Genomic DNA, 22,425 nt, shown 5'->3' with positions numbered 1-22,425 from the left:
AAATCATAAACCAGAGTGTTTAAAATTGAGCAGGTTATCCACATTAAGTATTCTTTTTTATTAAAATCATGCTCTAAGCCACGCCGCAGGGGGGCGTCGGGGCATCCGAATTCCCCGCCCCTGCTGTCTAATCCCAGGAATCTAATTGTCTACTTATCGCCCCACACCTCTTCACTCGACGGCTGTTTCGCTACATTAACAAATACACACGCTATAAGGTAGAATATTACAGAAATCCAGATCGCTACAAAGTAGCTTCCTGTCGCATCACGAAGGGCACCTGCAACGTAAGGACCCATACCTGCTCCGCCTGCCATTCCGACCAATGAGATAAGCCCCCATGCAGGCGGCATCTCTTTTCGGCCAAGGATAACTCCGACGTAGCCTGCTACTGTCGGAATGTACATTCCATATACAAGACCGAAGAGAATTGCATAGGCCAGGAACGCCCAGTGGCTTTGTCCGCCATTTGCAGTAAGCCTGACTCCATAATTCAGCCACAGCGCCATAATTGCACATCCGACATAAGAGAATGTAAGAACTCTCTTGCGCGCCTTAACCGGATCACTCATCTTCTTTGTCAGTTTATCAACATAACCGCCTACCACTACTGCTGAAATAATGAACATCAGACCGATGATGCAGTATATATAGGTTGCAGAAAGTTTATCATAACCAAGATCCCTTGTAACATAGTTAATAGAATGTGAAAATACGATAAATTCTGCAAAGTTAGAGAAGAACCATAACAATGCAAGCGTCCAGAAAGATTTGTGTTTTACCGCCCATTTAAATGGGACGTAGAACTCTTCTTTTTTCTTGCCAGTATCTGCTTTTGCCAGCTTTGCCATAAAGTTGTCATAGCCCAGCGGTTTCTGGCCAAAGGCCTCTGGTTTACTCTTGGTAAACTGTGCCGCAATTGTAATACCTATCATCAGGACAATACCGAATACTCTCATCATGATCTGCCATGAAGCAGTTGATATCAGAATCATGGACAGAAGAGGCCCGATACTCATGGCAACACCGGCAGCAGCTGTTGTAAGGCCCATTGCAAGGCCTAACTTATCCATAAACCACTGACGAACCATAGAGGTAATAGGAGCCCAGAACGCGCCAGAACCGATACCGGCAATTACACCGTAGAATAACCAGTACTGCCATGGCTCTTTTGCGAAACTGCAAAGGAATAGACCAACTCCCATGATAATACCATGCATCGTGTAAGTAACACGGCAGCCAAGCTTATCAATATATGTCCCAACGAAAAAAGCAAAGAGCCCGTACATAACCATGAAGATTGAGCTGCCTGCTGAAACAGCAGCCGTTGACCAGCCGGTCGCTTCAACCATTCCATTGATTAACGTTGCAAATGAACCGCGGATTGTCATATGGAACAATACAATCACAAATGCCGCCCCCGTCACTGACCAGCCAGAGAATTTTACACTTTTTTCACTCATTTTCATTCCTCCTCACCGAAATTTTAAAGAGGAGGAGAAACCACTCCCCTCCTCCAGGCTTAAAGACTTATCTAAATTAGCTGATGAATCATCTGGTTTATACCTGATTGTATTCCGTACGGGCAATAACTTCATCCTGAATCGGTTTCCCAAGCTCGCACCAATAAGCACTGAATCCGGCAACACGAACCATCAGTTCACGGTAGTTTTCAGGATGCTTCTGGGCGTCGCGGAGCATATTCGAGTCAACAATATTGAACTGTACATGATAGCCGCCATTATTAAAGTATGATTTAATAAAATCTACAAAGTTTCTGCTTCCTTCTTCCCCGCGGATTGCATTCGGATGAATCTTCATGTTGAGCTGAACGCTGCGATACTCTGTAGGATCCAGCTTCACTCCGGAATTGAGGAGCGCCATTGGCCCATTTGTATCCGTTCCAGGCGATGCAGAGAGAATACCATCACAAAGAGTAACTCCTGACAGACGGCCATCTGCCGTAGCCCCGGTAACCCTGCCATGAGGCCCATGAGCAGATATAGATAATGCCGCCGTCAGCCAACGATATCCAAGATATGTAATCTCTGATGCACAGACTCTGTCATAGTCGTGCCACAGATCTACAAAGATGTTGTCTACATAATCATCATCGTTACCAAACTTCGGCGCCTCCAGGATATCCTTATGGATCTTCGCATATTTCATATGTAATGAAGGCTCGATTTCCTGGTTAAGCATAGAGAAGTTACCTGCAACAGCGCCAACCTTATAGCCAAAGTTGTTATCAATCGCCTCTTTAAATTCTTCAAATGTATATTTCTTTTCATCCCAGATCAGTTTCTTCATAGCTGCCAGACCATTGCAGACGTTTACTGTGCCGGAATCAAGCAGTGTGACTGACTTATTGTAACGGCATCCATTATCATCCTGCGGACGTCCAACCGCTACACAGTCATGCATCAGTACGGAGCCTGCAATCTTCGGATGAATCCCGCGGCAGATACCGATTACGAAATCCCAGTAACGCATGTAAACTCTCATATAATGCTCACGGATCATAATAAAGTTATCCCAGACATCCTGATAACATGTAATCGGTTTACAGCCTGTGAAACAAACTTCACCGGTTCTCGGGTCAACTCCATTATTTAATGCCAGTTCGAATGTTTTTCCTTCATTATAGAATGCAGGATGGTTAATGCCATGTGTGGTACCCTGCATACCAATCTCAACACATCCGGCTATACTAACATCTCTTGCATCCTCCAGAGTTATATTTTCCTCCGCATGACACCAGAGAAGGTGCTGAACCTGCATATCATAATTGAACCATGCGGGATATCCGCACCCGGCCTTCGTTGTCTCTGCCGCTTTCAAAAGCAGATGTTCCGAAGTCTTGGAGCTTACAAGAATACCCAGCGTCGGCTGCGGTGTCGGAATATTCACCCCTGCCTCAAGAATCATATCCTCTAATTCATTATCAATACACTGTCCAGTCTTCGGATCCAGTCCGCCTACCGTCATATGCTGGAAGGAGTTGGAGGATGCCATAGCAGCCCATGCTGATGGTGTGATATATTCTTCAGAACTGAACTTAATTCTCATGATTTCCCAAAGCTCAAGAGCCTCTTCTTTTGTGATACGTCCGGCTTCAAGATCCGCCGCATATAACGGATATAATAGCTTACCCCAGTGAGCTGGTGACAGTCCAAGAGAAATAGAATCGTTCCAAACCATCAAATGTCCGAGCCATGCAGCCTGCAGCCCTTCTCTAAATGTACGGGCCGGTTTAGCCGGAGCCCACTCAAGACCTTCCGCCATCAAAAGCAGCTCGCTCTTACGGGGCTCAGCTGCAGTCTCTGCCTGACGGCGTGCGTCCTCAGCATAGTGATTTGCCCATGTAATGATTGCCTCACAAGTATAGATGCAAGCCTGCCAGAAATAGATTTTCTCTGCCCCCTCTTTTTTGATCGGCTGTTCTTCTTCCAGATGACGCTTACACTCAGCAATCACATCTTCCAAGCCGCGCTCAACGATAATATCATATGCCGGTGTCCAGCGTCCGTCACATCCGGATGCAAGGCCGGAGCCAGGGAATATCCCCACTTTCTGTGCCAGTTTCAAATCTTTATAATATGGGAAGGATTCTTCCATTACTTTCTCAGATACATCTTCTATTGAACGTGTGCTCCAATACTCGAGACACTCTTTCATCGGCGCTACTTCTTCTTCACGGATAGAGAACAACTGTCCCAATTTGATCCAGCCCTCTTCTTTGATATTGTGAGCCTCATCATCACCGCTCACAGAAAAGAGTTTTGCTTCCTCATCCTCCGCCATATTCAAGAAATCAATCATAAATTTTGTAGAGAACTGAGGATACATCGTTGCACCACGCGTAAAACGTGTCTTTGAACCAACGATTACTTCATCTTCTTTTACGGTAGCGTCCATATTCTCAATCATATACTTATATGAAAGACCTCTGCGGATATACAGCGGCATGCCGTCATACTTTTTCCACGCTTCGGTATATAACAATGGCATCTGCCCGTCAAAACGGCATTTTGAATTCAAAAAATGGTCGAACAGCCTCTGTGTACGATCAGTAGACGGCTTACCTACCACTTCTTTTTGGACAAAGTCCGTCAATTCCCTATCTGCATTAGCTGTTGGCGGCCATGCTACCGTTTTCCCCGTTTCCAGCATTTCAAGAACGCGAGATTTTGTTTTTTCCATACTTTGTAATACCTCCTCTTATTTTCTCTTTTTTTCACTCGAAAGTCCGGATTCTTTCTATGCGATAATCTATATTTTCAGTATAGTGCAAAATAATATATTTGAAAATTAGGATAATTACCTATTTTTTTCAGATAATTTTTATAAATAGTCTTATTTGTCTATACTTCCACTCTATATAGCTATAATGTGCTACTCTCCTCCTTTACCTGGTCAAAAGTATTAGATTTGCCCCGATTTAATACTTATTTCTAATTTTTTTTTAACCGGATCTCTGGTATTATATGATTGATGGAGTATTGATCTAAAACGTAATGTTTTTCCTGAACCCCGGAATTTTCCGGAATAAAGACTTGGGACAGCACGGGCAGCATTACGGATTGCTTTTACTCTGAAGATCCTGTAAACGCCCCATATTGAAAGAGGAGGACTCCCAATGACACCCAAACAGACAAGTTTTGCATACGCCCTGGCAAAAATACAGCAGCTGCAGGATATGTATTCCAAATACTTTCAGGTGTCGATCACCATTTACAATGTGGATAACCAGCCTGTCACAATCCCTTCCAACCAGATCCCTTTCTGCAACAGTAAACTCACGGAAACTGACAGCGTATGTCAAGTTTTTTCTAAACGGCTGACACAGCGGCCTCCCGAAGCATTAACCGTTACCACCTGTCCTTACCAGTGTTTTTATGCGATTGCCCCTTTGGGGCTTCCACTGGACATCTCCGATACAGACAACGCAAATTTTTACATTATCATTACACAGCCGCAGCATCAGAATACGGAAGCACTTTTTACTTCGTTTCATGATATCGAATCCTTCTCTTCCGATCCGGAAACCACCGATTTCTACGAGCTTTCCAATCTAATCGTGTCCGGTTTTGATATCATATTCTCCCTAATGTCTTCCAACGACCTTGCACTGACATTCCACAAAAAGGACAAAATCAAGATTAATAAAGAAGCTCTCAGTGAACTGACTTCCCGGGAACAGGAAATAATCCATCTTGTAAGTATCGGTATGTCTAACCAGCAGATCGCCGGCCATCTGCAGATTAGTGAGCATACAGTAAAAGCACATATTAGCAATATTCTAAAAAAACTGAGTCTTAGTAACCGAACACAGCTAGCAGTTTACGAAATGCTGAATTAGCTGCCCCTGTCGGAAAGAGAGGTATTATGAGGAAAAAACCGATTGCGTTCTACATCTATATAGCTTTTTTGTTTATCCTTGTCCTGACACTCGGAACTCTTGGCAGTATCATCGCTTACCATAATTATAAGACAGCCAATAAAGGAGTCCTGTCCCGCCTGGATGTCGCCCTCAACGTAGCCAAAGACCAGATGCTTATTCACGAGACAGCCATTGAGCAGACCTTAGCCGGAATCTGCAATTACAATGACCTGAATGCATTGATCGCCGGCAAAGACTATCAGGTCTTAGATGAACTCCTTAAGCTCGCAGATAAGCAGGAACCCGGTTATTACCTTGTAGTAGATGAACATGGCACAATTCTGTGCAGTGCGGACCATCAGGCAGGCACTGAATGGGAACTGGATTATCTGCTTCAATTCTTTGAAAACGATACCGCCCCCTTACATACAACAGAGATACTATCGGCAGAGTCTGTCAATCAGGCTTCGCCTTCTTTCAGACAAAGTGTACGGCTAAATGCTAACACCGAAAACATCCCGGCGATGCTGCACCTAGTCCTCTTTCCGCTCTATGATGGAACAAGGCTGCACGGAGCCATTGTCGGCGGCTTCCTTATTAATAACAATAATACCCTGGCACACAATTATACTTCCGCAGTCCCTGGTACATACTTGTCTGTCAGCGCAGGAAAAGGGCTTCGAATCTGTTCCAATATCGATATCGATGACTTTTCTTACCTGGAAGGCTCCTTTCAGAACAGTGAACTCTACGAAACTACAAATTCAGGGAAACGCTGGCAGGGAAAGATCCTAATGGATGAAAGGAACGGATATGGAATCATTGTAGCTGATCCGCTGTATAACATAAAAAATGAAGTGATCGGGAATATCGGGGTCGGCGCACCTACTTACCTGTTTGCAGATCTTGGTTACGGTGATCTGCTGTTTATCAGCGTAATAACCCTGCTTCTAATCCTCATTGCAGCTTTTGTCCTCCGCGTTCTCTGCGGCCGTATTACTGCTCCCCTCCATAAGCTGCAGAGATTCTCACGCTCAATTGCCAAAGACAGTACACCCCCTGAAAATATTTTCTGGGATAACTGGTTTGTTCCAATAGAGATTCAGGAACTCACTGACGACCTGCTCACGATGTCTAAAAAATTGATTGCGGAAAATTTGATTCTTGAAAAACGTGTTTTGGAACGAACCGAGTATCTTATACATACGATTGACGAATTAAAAGAAGCCAACAAATGCAAATCCGCGTTTCTTGCCAATATGTCCCATGAGCTGCGCACACCGCTCAACTCCATCATCGGTTTCGCCTCTATCCTACATGACGAATTATTTGGGAAGCTCAACGAAAAGCAGAAACAGTATATCTTTGTCATACTTGACAGCGGCAATCATCTGCTCGCATTAATAGATGATATATTACATTTTGTTAAACTGGACAGACATGTTGAGACCCTATCCCTGGAAGAGGTAAATGTGGCTGACATCATAGAAAGCGTTTCCGTATCAGTCATGCCATTGATCCAGAGCAAGGACCTGCAGCTTGTAATCGATATAAAACCGGAGGATACCGGCCTCACAGCCATGTGGGATGTACAGAAGATCCGTCAGCTGCTGTTAAATATGTTATCAAATGCGATCAAATTCACTCCAGAAAATAAAGAAATATGCATTCGGTTCCGCCCCATTAATGAAACCACTTATTCGATCAGCGTAATTGATAATGGTATTGGAATAGAAGATGAATTAAAAGAAAAGGTTTTTTATCCATTTGAGCAGGTAAATTCAAGTTTTACCCGTAATTATCAAGGCGTGGGCCTGGGGCTGGCCATATGCAGGAGTCTTGTTGAGTTGCATATGGGCAAAATCTGGCTGGAAGATAATCCTCCTGCTGGGTTGGTCGTTCAGGTTGTGCTGCCTGTCTGTCCATCTATACCTGAGAATAATAGTCCTGCAGAATCCTAAAAGTATATACCTGCCATTTTGTGAAACACTCGCAGAAGCTTTTTTTATCTTGGTAAGAAGACTTTCTTACAAGATAAAAAAAAGCGCTGCAGTGTCTTCACTACAGCGCATCTTCCGTGGTCAGCCACTCCATGCTTACCCCAAGAATCTTTGAAAATGTTTTCAACTCATAATCTGTTACAAACCGTGTTCCTTTCTCTATGCGGCTTATGCTGTCTCTTTCCAGTGTGATCCCCTCAAGCTGAACCCTGGCAGCTAAATTGCTTTGCGTAATCCGCCTTTTTAATCGTGCCATTCGTATTTTTTCACCGCATAAATTTTTCTTTCCCCTGTACATGTAAATTTTCATTTTCATCACCCACAGAATGTGTTAATAATCAGAATTTTTCTTGACTTTAACACATTTTACACGCATAATTGTGTTAAAGGTCAGAATTGCTCGTTTTTATTTATAGAAGTTATGAAGGAGGACATATATGTCTAAAATATTAGTTGTTGAAGATGACATAGCCAGTCAGATGCTAATGACAGATATCTTAGAAAAGTACGGATATACCGCCGTAGTTGCGACGGATGGCCTGGAGGCGATCAGCCTCGCAGAGAAAGAAAAACCAGATCTGGCAATTGTAGATATTATGCTCCCCACCCTTAATGGTTATCAGGTATGCGAGCGTCTGCGATGCCTGCCACAGTGCAGAGAACTTCCGGTCATCATATTGACCGCACTGAATGAAGACCAGCATAGAATTCGTGCACTTGAGGCCGGAGCAATTGATTTCCTGAGCAAGCCCTTCAAACGCATCGAACTTCTGACCAAGATCAAAGCCGTACTGCTCATGCAGGAAGATAAGCTAAATATGATCTCTTTCGAAAAGATTACGCAGGGATTTTTATGTGCCCTTTCGCAGCGTAAACCTGATATCCAGATCAGTAATCTGCGGTGTGCTTACTTTACCAAACGTCTTGGCATAACGCTGGGGCTTTCAACAAAAGATCTGCTGACCCTGCATTATGCGGTTCTTCTTAGAGATATCGGATACTTATCGCTTCCCGGTGAGATTACCGATCTGGGAAATGACAGCGACAGGCATAATATACTGGGCGCTGAAATCGCAGAAAAATTTCTGCCGGAAGATATACATACAATTATTCTTTGTCATCACAGTAATCTGAAAGATACGGCCTTTCCCAAGAACCTTTCCGAACCATCTGCAACACTGCTTAACATTGCAATTGTATGTACTCGTTTTGAATACTTAATGAAGTCTGGAAATGCTTCACTGGATGAGGTGCATCACATTCTGCACCATGAAGGCAGTCTTGGACTGTGGCCTCAAAAAGAACTGGATCTGCTGCTTCAATTGACGCAGTAAATCCTATTATAACCTGTAAAAGCAAAACGGGCAGCCCCCTCATTCCTGAAGGTTCTGCCCGTTTTGCGGGTATATACCATGTCCATCAGACGTGTATCACGAATGATCAAACACTTATTAAGCCATATCCAATATAATCTGCCTGCGCAGTTCTCTGGCATAAGATAACTTTCTCTTTCTCTCCATACGGATATGGAAAAGGAAAAAGCCAAATCCGATAACCATGCACGCCCCAGCCACGGAACCTGCTGCCGCCGGCGCCGGTATCCTTATGTGGGTACCGCCGGAATTTCCCTTTGGCACTGCTGCCGGCTGGATCTTTGTAAATGAGACCTGAATCTCACAATCTTCTCGTATATCGGTGAGTGAATACCCATCCTGATATTTTTCAATATCTTCTTCCACCCCATTGACCAAGAGTGAGGATAATTCATACCCATCCTCTGCCTGGTAGGTAACAGGGAAACTTTCCCCTCTCAAAACCTTACCGCTCTCGCTGACCGTTCCATTTTCGCCCTTAACAGTAACCTGAAAATAGTAGGGCATCTCCGTCTTGTAAAACCGTATCTTTCTTTCACCAGCCGTGTTCGTAACATTGACCGCAGCAAGAAATACGCCCGGTTCGATCTCGCACAAAGATTCCGGCTCATCGTGTGTAATATTATCAAAACGGAAATCCAGCTGTGGCGCAGTGACCATCGTTCTTCTTGATATGGAATATACGTGCAGAAAATCTCCGATTCCCCAGTCAAGTGTCAGCGGGAAATTAAAAATGTAATCGCCGCACACGGCCAGATCCTGAAAATTATAACCCTTAGCCGATTCCGGGAAACTTCCCAACTCGTCCACAACCTGGAACTCTGAATCCAGAATCTTAAAACTATATCCGTCATCCACATTCGTCTGGATGATATACTGATCCGTATCCTCTTTGTAATCAATCCCAAGTATATTATAATTGTCGCTGATCTTTATCTTGCCCTTATATCCAAGTGTATCCGGATCCATTACATAAAGGCATCCCCTGTTCTCTGGATCAATATTGGTATACAAGGCAACATAAATCTCATTTTTATCCGGGTTATAGGCCATACCATTGCCATGCTCCCAATTCATATCGTTTACACGTTTTGCCAGTGAATACTGTTCCACCGGGTTGCCATCCTTGTCCACTTTATTCTTATAATAAGCTGACACAACATCCGGATCCTGATTCTCTCCCGTGTTCTCAATACAGATAATATAATCATCCGTAGCACAAATAGACTGGACCACTCCCACAGATCCAATCAGATTCTCCTCAAATACCTGCTCCCAGGCAAGATTGGAAAATGCATCGTCCCCTGCAATCTCCGCCTTACATTCCATACCAGAAAAAGTAAGGAGGGCGGCAAGCGCAAGAAACCCCTTAATTAATTTTTCTTTCATTCAGTTGTACTCCCCTTTGTAACTATTTCTCCCGTTAATTTATAATTATACCAAAAATGCAAAAAAATGGCTACTGTTTTTTAAAAAAACTAGCCATAAAACCAGACTACAACTGCAATCAAAACAAAGATTAACTTTGTCTCCAATGCCCTATTTGCAGTCATGGTTATGGACAGGCTTCATTTTATACAACTGCTCTTCTTTTTTCCACATCTATATGGCATTTTTCCCCACGTTATCTTTGCATCCCTTCGGTGCGAAGTATGTCACCCACACCGCCCCCTGTATGGATCAGATAAAATTCCTCTTTTGTATAGCCCGTCTTTTCCATCACCGAAAATGCAATGGCATCAAATGCCGAGATAAAGGCGAGTGTACTGGCAGAGGAGATAATTCCCCATTTATCTGGTTCTCTTTCCACTGCAATTTTTAATGTAATATCTGCATTCTTTCCTAATTTGGACTCTGCATTTTCCGTAACAGCAATAATGGTCAGTCCCTTTTGCTTTGCTGCCGGGATATAATTCATAATTTCCTGCGTATTCCCGCTCTTACTGATCAATATCAACACATCGCCTTTCTGCATTGCCCCCATCCCGCCATGGATCGAATCTGCAGGTGATAGAAAAAAAGACGGAATTTCAACTACACAGAGTGTATGGGAAATTCTTTTTGCGGCCATCCCTGCAGTCCCGCAACCTGCTAAAATTACTTTCTTACTGTTTTCCTTCACATGACAAAATATCTCAGCGATCCGGCATAGGACATCGTAATCAATCTCCTCCGACATCTTTTGTATGACATGCGCCTCTGCTGACATTACTTGTTTTAATCTTTCTTTCAAAGTGGTCCTCCTGCTTAATTTATTTTCATTTAAACAAAATGATGCCTGACAATTATTGACGCATCATCTGCTTTTAATAACACATTGGGTGTATGCCATCCTTATGAGCAGTTTCTTTATTGGACGCATTCACTATTGAACGTTTACGTAAACTATTCTTGTTTGTTTTTCAAATAGTTTTATAAACAAAACTCTGATGCTCTAACGTAAGCATATTACACTCAAATGCTTTACTCATATAATCTTCAATCCGATAGTCAATTTCTCTGCTATTACACATTATGTCCGGGTCTATTGAGCTATATATAATATCGCTAATCAAATTAGAACATAAGTGAAAAAACGGTTCTTTTTGTTAGAACTGCCCTAATTAAATAAAATACTTCTAATATAGTCCTGCTTCATTCAACTCCATTATATACATTAAAAATTTCGTTTCACGTTCTGATACAGGGAGTGACGTATCTTTTCCATTCGGTCGTAACTTCTGTGGGATTTCAACCCACACTCCCACGCAGGGAGTGACGCGAGCAATATGGCAAAGAAGGGGTGCCCGGGGATTTCAATCCACACTCCCACGCAGGGAGTGACAGTTGTAGGATAAAATTTTTGATAATTCATCGTGTATTTCAATCCACACTCCCACGCAGGGAGTGACTCTACGGAAGTACACTTTTCTCAAAAAGTAAAGAAATTTCAATCCACACTCCCACGCAGGGAGTGACAAAAAGACAGCCTGTCTCTTGCAGACCGTCACCATTTCAATCCACACTCCCACGCAGGGAGTGACGAAAAAGATGGCGAAAGTAATTGGAGTAATGGGTATTTCAATCCACACTCCCACGCAGGGAGTGACTCACGCATGTATTATATCAAAAAATGGTTAAAATATTTCAATCCACACTCCCACGCAGGGAGTGACTGATGGAAGTCCGTGGTTATCAAACCTGTTTCCAATTTCAATCCACACTCCCACGCAGGGAGTGACTCCTTTTGAAACATATTCGACCAGCGAAGAATATATTTCAATCCACACTCCCACGCAGGGAGTGACGACAGATTGGTGTTGACGGATTTGGGGTAATTGACATTTCAATCCACACTCCCACGCAGGGAGTGACAAAATATATTGAGAATGACGTTTTGGTTTTAAAAATTTCAATCCACACTCCCACGCAGGGAGTGACTTGGTATATGATCAAAAAAGACACGCAACACAAAATTTCAATCCACACTCCCACGCAGGGAGTGACGTATCCTGTTGGAAAACCCACGATGATATCGGGCATTTCAATCCACACTCCCACGCAGGGAGTGACGATCGTTTGTGATGAAAAACAAAAGCTAACGATATTTCAATCCACACTCCCACGCAGGGAGTGACAAGAACGAACCGTAAAAAAATCGACATACCGCAGATTTCAATCCACACTCCCACGCAGGGAGTGACGGCAAAATCACACAATTTACACACAAGAGAATTATGCTTTTCTCCTAAAATTTTATACCATTCTCTTAGATATTACAATTCTTTTCGCACAAATCCCCACTTCTTTTGTATTTTATATTACAATTTACACGTTTATTTGGTGCGAATCTCCCAGGAAATTTATGTCCACTTAGCATTCGCACCTTATAATTCGTATAATATTCTTACCATTTTACTCGCATCGTAAGTAGGTAAACATCAGTGCCTTGACATAATAAGATAATGTTACAGGATACGAAAAATAAATACAGACTTTATGACAGAGCCTTCAGCTCCGTAGCCGTTGCGGTGAAAAATACACCTATAAGTACCTATATTTTACACACAGCTCCGTCCATCTGTTTCTGTTCATCAATAATAAAACAGATAATAATTTAAAAAAGCCCCTATATCAAGCTGTAATCAGTCAATATAGGGAACCACTGCTTGACGAAAAAACGCCACCTGCCATAGAGTGACGATATCCTGTTCTGATTATTCCAATCTTATCTGATAAGCCAACTGTAATCCTGTCTGCAATCTACCACATAATCGGCATAGACTATATTATCTACTATCTGGAATATTATCACATAGCGTTTTTCAAACAGGATAAAACGGTAAGCATTTCTGGGAATATATTCACCTGTAAGCCACGGACATCTCTGCGGCATCATTTCCAACGAATTTGCTGTCTTTTCAAATTCAACTGTCAACCGTTCTGCCGCTTCGGGGCTAACCTGTGACAAAAATGCTGCATGAAAAATAAGCATCTGCGTTGCCCTTTCCGATATAATGACACGGTATTTATTCTGCTGTTCCACGACCTGCTGCCTCCTTGACTGCACTACGCATCATCGTAGTAACTTCACTGACAGAGTATCCTTTGCTACCATGCATCCTGTCCTCCTCGACGGCAAGCAATTCCTCACGAAGCTTCAGCATTTTTTCCCGTCTATTATAGGTTTCAATATCCATAACAACCAAATCTCCCTCGCCGTTTTTAGTAAGGAAAACCGGTTCTGCGGTGTTTCTACACATTTCTGCAATCTCATTGTAATTCTGACGTATTGCTGCAGATGGACGAATATTCATAACGGCACCTCCTTGAGTTTGTAGCGGTAGTAATATTCTAATCATATTATATTCATTTAATACTATAAAGTCAATTGCAACACATAAATTTTCACAATTACGAATCCAGCATCTCTTTAACAACACGGTCTTCCATTTTTCCCGCACTGGCAAGGACAAGCATATTGGACACAAGCGCTTCGATATAACGCAGTACCATCCTAACTGCCACCACATTTAAAATAACGCTCCGCAGGTAAGCCGCAAACACAGAAAAGATAATACAGACAAGCACAATAATAGCCCCCTCCGATAGACAATAAATAATTCTTGTTAAAACGCTTTCCAACACTCTGGCTCTGCTCTCCTGCAAAAGCAGATCGCAGCAATTTCAGTAAGGTAGCTCAAAAAACTGCCATATATCGCTATAATCATGATGAATGAAGGCACCGTGATGAAAAGACATCCAATGAGCTCAACCACTCATAAGGGGATACACTTAAAAAAGCCGTAGTTCTCTATTATGTCGCAAGCTCTATGGACAATACTATCTGCTGTACTGCCCCAAAAACTGCGACGTTCATGTTGATGAATATGATCCACACACAATCTGAAACAAAACCTCATAAATCAATCTAAAATTCAAGCAAAGCTAATCCCCCTCTTATGGTAAATCCGCCTTACAGCTAATGGTTTTCCTGGCTACTAGCGCTTTCGGACAGTCTACCTTATTTTGTTTATCAGTGTGGATTCTATATGGCTATCCACACTCCCACGCAGGGAGTGACCGTAGGGCACTTATGACAGATCCATTTAAAATCATTTCAATCCACACTCCCACGCAGGGAGTGACCGGGTTATATGTTCCATCCCAGACTTTTGTACGATTTCAATCCACACTCCCACGCAGGGAGTGACTCCGACGTCGAGGATGAACTTGACCGCCTGAAAATTTCAATCCACACTCCCACGCAGGGAGTGACGGAAATCGACAGGATCGAGTCTGATCTGACAAGGAATTTCAATCCACACTCCCACGCAGGGAGTGACGTCTAAATTATACTCTCAGGCAGAAATACATAAGATTTCAATCCACACTCCCACGCAGGGAGTGACTCTGAGCTCGGAAAAAGCGGAAGCATTGCAGATATTTCAATCCACACTCCCACGCAGGGAGTGACTATTTTTCACTCTTTTCGCTGCACGCACCTTTTATTTCAATCCACACTCCCACGCAGGGAGTGACCAGTTTGTCCGAATCGATCAGGAAGATGACGATATTTCAATCCACACTCCCACGCAGGGAGTGACTCCTGATACTCGTCAAAAAACATAGCACCCACTCTGATTTCAATCCACACTCCCACGCAGGGAGTGACGAGGTAGCAGGTGGTGCAGATAAGTACGTTCCGACAATTTCAATCCACACTCCCACGCAGGGAGTGACATTGTAAAATTCATCGCGTAAGACGTAATTGCCATTTCAATCCACACTCCCACGCAGGGAGTGACCCGTTTTATGACGAGGATGGACGGTTACAGTTTGTATTTCAATCCACACTCCCACGCAGGGAGTGACGACTATAAATGATCCGTCAAATGATAAATTGTGATTTCAATCCACACTCCCACGCAGGGAGTGACGATTCTATACATCTTAAGGGATACGAGGCAGCAATTTCAATCCACACTCCCACGCAGGGAGTGACTTGGCATGTAGATGCCAAATGGGAAAGTGCACAATTTCAATCCACACTCCCACGCAGGGAGTGACAGACGGAACAGTCCAGAGTTTTGACGAATTATTAATTTCAATCCACACTCCCACGCAGGGAGTGACATTCAAAATTATACACCTATCCGTACAGCTATATAATTTCAATCCACACTCCCACGCAGGGAGTGACAGAGATATATCTCTGTGTGGGTAATCGTACAGCAGATTTCAATCCACACTCCCACGCAGGGAGTGACAGCAGAATTGCACAATTTTTACACATGATAATTATACATTTCTCCTAAAATTCTATAGCATTTTCCTAGAAATTACAACTGTTTTAGCTCAAACTCGCTTTTTTTCTCGTCTCAATATAACATTTTATAGATTTATATGGTGCGAATCTCCCGGGGAATTTATGTTCACTTCACATTCGCACCTAAAACACCATAAATACTATCAGAACATTCCCATCAGCAATTTTCTTTTAATATTTTCTATATTTTGACAGTTTACTGATAATTATATTCCCCAAGGTCTCCATGGTGCAGTCCCTAAATGAACTACATGCTCCTACCGTAATATTATTATACTGTTATCGTAAGGTAATAGTTTAGGCATAACTGTTACGTATCCAGCTCATTGAAATTCATCTATGATGGATAGTGCCGTACGCCATTAGCGCACGGATAGCATGAAACGAAGTGGATACTGAATGTCTGAAACCATCATGTTTCATTACAGTCTGTGCAATAAATGCACAGAGCTGCCTGACCTTTTACAAAGAAACATCTGTATCTCAAACAATATCCAGGTAAGTCTTTCGCTGTGGAGCTGGAAAAGCTTCATCCAACAAATGATACTCTTCCTCCGTCAATTCAATTCTTCGTGCATCCCAGTTTTGCAGAACATGTTCCTTTTTTCCACTGCGCGGAATCGCGATCACATTTTTCTTATACAGCACAAATGCCAGCAGAACCTGCATTTTTGTAATTCCATGTGCTTCTGCGACCTTGCGGACGCTCTCATCAGACAACAGTTCTCCTCTGAGATCTCCCGCTTGTGCCAGTGGGCAGTATGCCATCAACGGAATTTTATGTTCTGTCAGCCACGGCAGCAAATCGTATTCCACGCCCCGGGAGCCGAGATGATACAAAACTTGATTCACAACGCAGTTTCTGCCAGACGGAATACTGAACAATTCTTCCATGTCATCTGTGTCGAAATTAGAAACGCCCCAGCTTCTTATTTTCCCGTCTTTCACCAGTTGTTCCATACAGGATACCGTTTCCTCCAGAGGAATTGACCCGCGCCAGTGAAGCAGATAGAGATCCAGATAATCAGTTTTCAGGTTCTTTAATGTCATCTCAACGCTTCTAAATATATGCCGGTGCCCGGCATTCTGCGGTAAGACCTTTGATACAAGAAATAAATGATCCCGATTGTATCCTTTTATCGCTTCACCAATAAGCCGTTCTGATCGGCCATTCCCGTACATCTCGGCAGTGTCAATTAGACACACGCCTGCATCCAGTCCGGCCTGCAGCGCTTCAAGTTCTTCCTTTTCCGTTTTTATACTTTCACCTAAAAGCCAAGCGCCCATGCCAATGCGGGGCATTTGAATACCATTATTTAGTTGTAACCCCATATTAAACTCTGCCATCAGTCTACGCCTTTCTTCATTGTTTAAAGAGAACTTACAGGATGCTACATAATCAACGTCTGATCAGCAGAAGTTCCCCTTTCGACCCCAAAATGTTCAACCCTGGTCTTATAATTATTGCCTAAATAATAAAATCTAAGACTATCCACGTTCTCATCAATGATTTCAGATAATATTGCCTTCAGCCTGACACACTGTGCATGATCCAGTATACACTCAAATACTGAATTCTGCACTCGTCTTCCATAATTGACACATTGTTTCGCCACTTTTCTCAATCTGGTTTTTCCGGCAGCCGTTTCCGTATTCACATCATATGTAATCAGTACCAGCATTGCCCCACCTCATTTCCACAAGAACACGGGATATCCATCTAAGTCACCTCTAAGGTACCTGGCAAGCAGCATCGCCTGTACATAGGGTACCATTCCCCATTCCACTTTTTCTTTCAAATATGGATGCGTTAAAGTTTCCTTCTTTTTATTCTGCCATTCCGTCAATACAATTCTACGAAGCTCATCATCCATAAGAACCGCGCCATTTTCTTTTTTATCAAAGTTCTTTCCGCTAATAATCTTTTTATTGATCAAAGACAGTACAAAACGATCCGCTAACACAGCACGAAGCTCTTCTATAAGATCTAATGATAATGATACCCGTCCCGGACGTTCAGTGTGCAGATACCCGATGCACGGATCTAATCCTACGGTTTCCAGCGCAGAGGTTATTGTATTTGTTAGTAATGTATAAACAAAAGAAAGCAAAGCATTTACATGATCCAGGGGCGGTCTTTTATTCCTCCCCTGAAAAGTAAACTCCTTTTTCTGCTGCAAGATCAATTCGTCAAGCACGCCGAAATAAACGCTTGCCGCTTCTCCCTCGAAGCCTCTCAACTGCTCTTTTGACTGGCATGACTTAATAAGTTCTAAGGATTTCCTTAATTTATCGGACGCACTTTTAACTTTTTCAACATCGATCTGCATGCTATGGTCTCTCGTTGCTCTCTCAAGTACCCAGCGGGCATTATGTACTTTTCCTATAATACAATTCTTTGCGATTTCCAGACTCTTCTCTTCGCTCTGGCTGCTTGCATATTGCTGCTCTCTCAAGATAACGTTTCCTTTTATTTTTCCCGAAACTCTTGCCAGAAACTTTCCCTGCGGCGTCAGGTAACATAACGAAATATTCCGGTCTGCGCAGGCTCCCATCAGAGCAGGGCTTGTACCACGGTAACCAAAGGAAACAATTCCTTCCAAATTATGCAGAGGAAGCCTGCCAACTTCTTTCTCTGAATCCAGCACTACAATATTTTCTCCATCCAAAGATAAATAGCTGTTTTCAGATGTAACGTAAAGTGTGTTTAGTAGTTTTTTCATTCCTCCCCCTCCTTCAGCATCTGATCCATGTATTCCTTCACGGAAACAGCCTTTCCCAATTTAGGAAGACAGATATCTTTAAGAGAGCATGCATTACATGCTTTGCTATACTTCACTTTTGGAGTGTATTGCCTGTTGTAGTATTGGTGCATCTCCAGAAACATATCCTTCACTTCTTTTCGAAGTTCCTCTGTTATTTCAATGACTTCCCGTCTTCTCGTCTCACCGTAGAATATTGCCCCCTCGGGGACTGGGATGGAAAACATTTCTTCCAGACAAAGTGCCTGTGCAGTAAGTTGAAGCCGATCTTCCCCGGTTACTTTCGGTTTTCCTTTTTTATATTCAATTGGATAAACTTTATAAAGTCCGCGATGTCCGTGCAGTTTGATTCCATCTTCACTTTTTTGGAACTCTACCACATCACACTCTCCGCTGACTCCCATTGTCCTGGAAGACACTGGAAGCGCCCTCGTGATCAAAACATCTTTCCTTTTCTCCGTTAAATATGGATCATGGACTTTTTTGTGCATTAATTCACCTACCACCGTATGAACATTTTCATCCCATTGCTGTTCAATATGAATCAAAGCCCACTGCCGCCGGCAAAATTTAAAATGCTGTATTCCTGATATCATCAAATAATCATCTTCTGAATATTCCATTATATCTTCCATTTCACCTCTATTGAATCCGGTATCATGTCCTCATGTATTTCTACTGTATAATCCTGATACTTTCTCGGATACTGAACATCCGCCTTTCTCTTCACCTCAACAGCATCAAATAATTTGTAAGCCGGGCAGTCGCCCAACTCTTTGCTGTGCTTAAATACAATCAGTTCCCGGACTGCCATCTTCCCTCTGGCGGCAGAGTGGTCATGCTCAAACATATTAATGACTGCCTCCCACAAAAGTTCAAGATCTTCCTCGGAAAATCCAGTTACCTTTCTGGCCAGGTTGGCAGAAATATACCCCTCCACACGATACAGTGCATATGGAACAATATTTTTTCTTCCCATTTCTGTACTCTTATTTTCAGCATCTTTTTCCGTTGTAATAGCAACTCTGGTAATTGTTACTTCCTGACTGATAATAGGGTCAATACTTCTTGCAAAACCAAGCTGTACCGGGCCTCTGACTTGACCACAGTTCAGTGCCGCTTTCACAAAGGTAGTCATCACAGCTCCAAAAGTTCTGATGTCATAAAACTTCTCACACATAAAATCCCTGATTTTCACATCTGCATCAGGATCTTTCTTTTTCAGTTCTTTTATTGTTTTATCATTCACGCCCAGATGTATATAAGCCTCGTTATCGCTTCTGTTTAATGGAACATCTTCCTTGATATATATCCTGTATCCTTCCGCATCCTCTTTTACAGTCTCTACATAATTCCTGATTTTTCTTTTCAGACATACATCTGTAACAATACCATATCCGCTCTCCGGATCGATTCTCGGCATATTACCTGCATCCGGATCTCCGTTCGGGTTACCATTTTCTACATCAAATAATACGACAAACTCATACCTGTTTTTTATCACTTCGCTCATTTACTTATCCTCCTTTTTCTCATACCTTTTCTGTACCTGATGATAGTAACCTAACATAAATCTACCCTGCGCTTCCAATGTCAGGCGCTTTGGATACTGGTCCAGCTTTCCCATAAGATTCGTAAGAAGTTTTTCATAGTACACTTTTGCAGCTTCTTTTGTTCTATCTATTTTTTTGATATGACTATTCTTTAATTTAATCAGGATCGGAAAAATAGATTCCGGTGTAGTACATGCCGCATTGAAGTATCTGTCCCGAATGGTTGCATTTATTCCCGGGTTCGCTTCTTCCTGAACAGCTTCCAATACAGAAAAAATTCGTCCCAATACATATGCCGCATCATTACAATCTTCATTTAATCCCATAAAATCATCTCCTTTACCCCATGTACAATTCCTTATTAAATAAGCCTTTATAATCCCTGCCCTTCCCCATGTTATCTTTCCCTGTTCTGCTCGGATTCGGATCATGGTATTACTGTATAGATTGGCCGGGTATCTGCCGCCGGATAAGACAGCCTGCAAAACCATCGCCGCCATATTCGGTACAGGTTTCTTATCTTTTGATTTTTGATTCACCGTCTCCTGGAGCATCTGGCCTATTCCCAAATATTCGCGCTCCTCCCATGAAGGCTTTACAATTTTCATTCTTTCATAATGCCTGGAAATATTATTTAAAATATTCCCAAAAGAGTTCTGATAAAAAAACCGGACAGCCAGCCGGGCAGCATTGGGTGCTAAACCTAAAATATAGAATTCCTGCTCCGTATTTATCTGAATTCCGCCAATATCAATAGCTTCCTGTTTTTTTAATGCATCAAATACCCCGCGTACCGTCTCCTGATTATCCGGTTTCGGATCTACTGACCAGGAAAATATATCCTGATAAACTTCATTCCCATCTTCCGCCCAAAATACAACCATCGTGTCGCCAAACTGAAAGGTGTAATTCCTCTGGGCCAGCAGATAATTCAATGCTGTTGTATATGCAAATGCAGCATATTTACCAACCGGGGCATTGTAACTCTGCGCCTTCCCATAGGATTCAAATGCCGGGGCATTAAAAGATACCAGTGCCGCACCGCTGGACTGCGCTCCTGGCACGCCTTTAATTGTGTTATGTATTCTCGAAATTTCCGCTTTCTCACCCGTAACCAGGCATGTCCCTGTAACCTGTTCTGACCCTGCTGCCAGCGCCTGCTCCCACGCTCTTTTTATTTCACTGTCGTCTTGCGCATAGTCTAAGCTCATACAGAATATTAAGTTACCGCCCTCCGTTATTTCATCCCAGTCTTCCTGCAGTTCCGGATTGTCAGCCGCATGTTCAGGTTCCCATTTTTCGAAATACTTTTTGACCGCTTCCGCCATTTCACTGTGGACATTGGCTAATAATAACAAGTGTTTTTCCTTTGCCGCCTGAAAACAATCTAATACCCTTTGATTTGTCCCCTCCGCATCAATTCCCAGCAGATATTTCGAATTGTCGCACAAAAAATTCGCAGACACTCCTGATGACCTTGCGACCATCTCTGGAACTATAATTAAAGAAGGAAGCCACACTGTTTTCTTTCCTCGCTCCGCTTCACGTTTTAGTGATATAATCCCTTTTATATCTCCGTCTTTTGAGAGGTTAATTCCAAATGACACTTTCGCATGGCACCAGCCCTGCCTTGTAACTTTATCTGCATCTGCAAGCGTCTCATAATGCTTCACCAAAGCCTGTAAAATCATCGGATCACCTCACAGTCTCTTAGATCTAATACGCCTTTTTTCATAACAGCCCGGAAAAACATGGGCCTGATCTCCCCGTCGTCTAAATATTCCATATCATACAGCATAAAGCCCAAATCCTTCTCTTCCACATCCTCATAAGCCGTTGATATTTCCGCCTCCTCACAGAGCTTAAAATTAGCCGGAAATTCTCTGCATCCAAAATAGGGGTTGTGAAAACACTCCCCCCTCTTCAGCCGCCTCATGATAATGTCTTTAAATTTCCCGGGATTATCAGTTGCATTGGCTTTTTCCGTCATATTAAAATGCGCTTCGATCACATATTCCACATCGCACAAAAGCAGAGATGCCCTTTGTACAATGTCTTCCCTGGTGCTGATATAAAGCGGTTTTTTTCCGCCATTATATGCCGCCAGTGCATTGCTGGTGGATATTTTGCTTTTCACCTCATTCCTGCGTATGCTGGTAAACTGTATGGGGTTTACCACATAGATCCGGTCAATCACCCAGCGCATGCCGGGATGCCAGTATACAGCCTCTAAAATCCCTCTGGCTGCTGAAGGCGTCATGACATCGTAGGAACATCTTTCCACTTTCATCTCAGGTCTGCCGAAGAGTGCATACTCCCCCCAGACCCTTACTTTCACGCCTATCCCCATACTTCTTCCTCCTTCCCGTATTTTTTGAAGTACGCCCTGGCGTCCTTGCAGCGAGACACGCGCATGCTCCGCATGACATAATACCTCTGCGTGCCTCTGCCATCCACCGACGGCTTTCCCCTGGAAGGAGATTATACTCCCGCCAGGACGAACTTATTATTTACCTGCCACTTATATCGGTGGGAGTCTTATCTGC

Annotated in this window: 18 protein-coding genes and 2 CRISPR repeat arrays; of the genes, 3 read left to right on the top strand and 15 right to left on the bottom strand. The window is 42.9% G+C overall.

From position 1 onward, the window contains the following. Window positions 1-149: 149 nt before the first annotated feature. Together MWG26_RS06455 and MWG26_RS06450 are read right to left on the bottom strand one after the other, a co-directional pair. Window positions 150-1,463: an MFS transporter gene (locus MWG26_RS06455; protein ID WP_240285646.1), complete on the bottom strand. Its 1,314-nt coding sequence runs from the start codon at window positions 1,461-1,463 to the stop codon at window positions 150-152. 97 nt (window positions 1,464-1,560) lie between these two features. Further along, a complete protein-coding gene (locus MWG26_RS06450) occupies window positions 1,561-4,203 on the bottom strand; it encodes an indoleacetate decarboxylase (RefSeq protein WP_025655219.1) in 2,643 nt (880 codons plus the stop codon). A 436-nt stretch (window positions 4,204-4,639) separates the two neighbouring features. Here MWG26_RS06450 and MWG26_RS06445 point away from each other — a divergent pair, with 436 nt between their 5' ends. Together MWG26_RS06445 and MWG26_RS06440 are read left to right on the top strand one after the other, a co-directional pair. Then, window positions 4,640-5,362, top strand: coding sequence for a LuxR C-terminal-related transcriptional regulator (locus tag MWG26_RS06445; protein ID WP_025655218.1), 723 nt, complete (start codon window positions 4,640-4,642; stop codon window positions 5,360-5,362). Window positions 5,363-5,388: 26 nt separating this feature from the next. Continuing rightward, entirely contained in the window at window positions 5,389-7,344 is a 1,956-nt protein-coding gene (locus tag MWG26_RS06440; protein WP_117441196.1) for an ATP-binding protein, read from the top strand. 100 nt (window positions 7,345-7,444) lie between these two features. Here the strand turns inward: MWG26_RS06440 and MWG26_RS06435 are convergent, their stop codons facing one another. Next, the gene (locus MWG26_RS06435) at window positions 7,445-7,639 is read right to left on the bottom strand and encodes a helix-turn-helix domain-containing protein (RefSeq protein ID WP_330588072.1); all 195 of its coding nucleotides are present in this window, start codon (window positions 7,637-7,639) and stop codon (window positions 7,445-7,447) included. Window positions 7,640-7,820: 181 nt separating this feature from the next. Here MWG26_RS06435 and MWG26_RS06430 point away from each other — a divergent pair, with 181 nt between their 5' ends. Continuing rightward, entirely contained in the window at window positions 7,821-8,717 is an 897-nt protein-coding gene (locus tag MWG26_RS06430) for a response regulator (RefSeq protein ID WP_025655215.1), read from the top strand. Window positions 8,718-8,834: 117 nt separating this feature from the next. On the opposite strand, the gene MWG26_RS06425 is transcribed toward MWG26_RS06430, so the two are convergent. The 12 genes from MWG26_RS06425 to cas5c all read right to left on the bottom strand — a co-directional run bounded on the left by MWG26_RS06425 (window position 8,835) and on the right by cas5c (window position 22,229). After that, window positions 8,835-10,145: a hypothetical protein gene (locus MWG26_RS06425; protein ID WP_025655214.1), complete on the bottom strand. Its 1,311-nt coding sequence runs from the start codon at window positions 10,143-10,145 to the stop codon at window positions 8,835-8,837. A gap of 235 nt (window positions 10,146-10,380) precedes the next feature. Beyond that, window positions 10,381-10,989 (bottom strand): KpsF/GutQ family sugar-phosphate isomerase, encoded by a 609-nt coding sequence (locus tag MWG26_RS06420; RefSeq protein ID WP_025655213.1) that lies wholly within the window; start codon window positions 10,987-10,989, stop codon window positions 10,381-10,383. 494 nt (window positions 10,990-11,483) lie between these two features. Then, window positions 11,484-12,439: direct repeats of the CRISPR family, unit length 32 nt; unit sequence ATTTCAATCCACACTCCCACGCAGGGAGTGAC. Between the two features lie 524 nt (window positions 12,440-12,963). Continuing rightward, window positions 12,964-13,281, bottom strand: a complete 318-nt coding sequence (locus tag MWG26_RS06415) for a type II toxin-antitoxin system RelE/ParE family toxin (protein ID WP_025655212.1) — start codon at window positions 13,279-13,281, stop codon at window positions 12,964-12,966. Further along, window positions 13,265-13,552, bottom strand: a complete 288-nt coding sequence (locus MWG26_RS06410; protein ID WP_025655211.1) for a type II toxin-antitoxin system Phd/YefM family antitoxin — start codon at window positions 13,550-13,552, stop codon at window positions 13,265-13,267. Before MWG26_RS06410 ends, MWG26_RS06415 begins: the two co-directional genes overlap by 17 nt. 97 nt (window positions 13,553-13,649) lie before the next feature. Next, on the bottom strand, window positions 13,650-13,904 hold the full coding sequence (locus MWG26_RS06405; protein ID WP_244062707.1) for a hypothetical protein: 255 nt from the start codon (window positions 13,902-13,904) through the stop codon (window positions 13,650-13,652). A 383-nt stretch (window positions 13,905-14,287) separates the two neighbouring features. Then, window positions 14,288-15,505: direct repeats of the CRISPR family, unit length 32 nt; unit sequence ATTTCAATCCACACTCCCACGCAGGGAGTGAC. Window positions 15,506-16,047: 542 nt separating this feature from the next. Next, the gene (locus tag MWG26_RS06400; RefSeq protein ID WP_173005755.1) at window positions 16,048-16,896 is read right to left on the bottom strand and encodes an aldo/keto reductase; all 849 of its coding nucleotides are present in this window, start codon (window positions 16,894-16,896) and stop codon (window positions 16,048-16,050) included. Window positions 16,897-16,955: 59 nt separating this feature from the next. Beyond that, window positions 16,956-17,246 (bottom strand): CRISPR-associated endonuclease Cas2, encoded by a 291-nt coding sequence (gene cas2 / locus MWG26_RS06395; protein ID WP_025655208.1) that lies wholly within the window; start codon window positions 17,244-17,246, stop codon window positions 16,956-16,958. A 9-nt stretch (window positions 17,247-17,255) separates the two neighbouring features. After that, a complete protein-coding gene (gene cas1c / locus MWG26_RS06390; RefSeq protein ID WP_025655207.1) occupies window positions 17,256-18,287 on the bottom strand; it encodes a type I-C CRISPR-associated endonuclease Cas1c in 1,032 nt (343 codons plus the stop codon). Then, entirely contained in the window at window positions 18,284-18,949 is a 666-nt protein-coding gene (cas4, locus tag MWG26_RS06385; protein WP_025655206.1) for a CRISPR-associated protein Cas4, read from the bottom strand. The genes cas1c and cas4 overlap by 4 nt, the downstream gene beginning before the upstream one ends. Then, a complete protein-coding gene (gene cas7c / locus MWG26_RS06380) occupies window positions 18,949-19,839 on the bottom strand; it encodes a type I-C CRISPR-associated protein Cas7/Csd2 (protein ID WP_025655205.1) in 891 nt (296 codons plus the stop codon). Before cas7c ends, cas4 begins: the two co-directional genes overlap by 1 nt. Then, complete coding sequence (cas8c, locus tag MWG26_RS06375) at window positions 19,840-21,570, bottom strand: type I-C CRISPR-associated protein Cas8c/Csd1 (RefSeq protein WP_025655204.1); 1,731 nt, start codon at window positions 21,568-21,570, stop codon at window positions 19,840-19,842. After that, entirely contained in the window at window positions 21,567-22,229 is a 663-nt protein-coding gene (gene cas5c / locus MWG26_RS06370; RefSeq protein WP_025655203.1) for a type I-C CRISPR-associated protein Cas5c, read from the bottom strand. The genes cas8c and cas5c overlap by 4 nt, the downstream gene beginning before the upstream one ends. Between the last annotated feature and the right edge of the window lie 196 nt (window positions 22,230-22,425).

This window comes from Faecalicatena contorta (genome assembly GCF_022835095.1).
Classification (GTDB): Bacteria; Bacillota; Clostridia; order Lachnospirales; family Lachnospiraceae; genus Faecalicatena; species Faecalicatena contorta.
Note: the sequence above shows the minus strand (reverse complement) of the source record. Positions and strands in the feature narration are given on the sequence as shown.